We start from the raw sequence: 860 nt of genomic DNA, 5'->3' as shown, positions 1-860 counted from the left end.
GGAACGGGATCCCCGCCCGCTCCGCGGTACGAACCAGTTGTGCTTGGGCTGCGTCGAGAACGTTGCGGGCCCGGGCGACTTCCACGATCGCCGACAGAATGTCGGCGTCGTCGGTGCCGACCTTGCTCGCCGAGGTGAGCAGGCACGCAAACCTCGGCGACTGTCCCGAGTCGGTCTCGGCGGTGGTGGGTGGTGCGAGTTCGTCGACGATTCTGTCGGTGAGCTCGCGCACAATAGACGTGAACATGACAAACCCCCTTCCAACCAAAGGTGCGTGGCAACAAACGTGAACCGACCAACGGTTCGGCAGTGACCTCCGACAGCACCACTCATCCACAGGCGGGTGGTGCCCGTCGGCGGTCACGTGGTGCCGGGTCACCAGCCCGGCCAAGTGTCGCTGCGAGTCTCCCGCGGCTCGCACTCTCACCCGAGGAACGAGCAGTCTGTAACGGGTTCGCCTGACTGCAGCGCGCTATCGACTTGTCAAAGAACCTCTGTCGCCAGCGTCAACCGGAAACTAGCTAAATGATATAGATCACCTCTGACAAAAACGTACGTTCGATCAACGAGGATTCGTGTGATGTATCAGGACTTCGATGACAGTTCTGTGTCAGGACATCGGTGACGGTTGGTGTGTCAGGACTTCGGTGACGGTTGTGGTGGCGTGGCTTTTGTGCGGCGGCCGACGTACGTCGTTCCGGGTGGGGCTTTCGTTGTTTGCAGGAGGAGCTCGCCGGATTCGAAGTGTGAGACGAACAGCGTGTTGCCGTCATGGATCACGCGGACCATCTCGAATGGTCGGGTCGGGTCGACCAGATACTGCACGTAGTCGTACTTGACTGCGCCGGAGCTGCTTAGCC

General features: G+C 60.7%; 1 protein-coding gene and 1 pseudogene. Both read right to left on the bottom strand.

From position 1 onward, the window contains the following. A pseudogene (locus GM1_RS21400) lies at window positions 1–247 on the bottom strand (HNH endonuclease); the annotation flags it as partial. Window positions 248–636: 389 nt separating this feature from the next. Further along, a partial coding sequence (locus GM1_RS22845; RefSeq protein ID WP_008382605.1) for a hypothetical protein occupies window positions 637–860 on the bottom strand: 224 nt, incomplete at its 5' end.

Origin of the sequence: Gordonia malaquae NBRC 108250, from assembly GCF_000344135.1 — a bacterium.
GTDB classification, from domain to species: Bacteria; Actinomycetota; Actinomycetes; order Mycobacteriales; family Mycobacteriaceae; genus Gordonia; species Gordonia malaquae.
The sequence above is the reverse complement of the archived record's forward strand: the minus strand, read 5'-3'. Positions and strand labels throughout refer to the sequence as shown.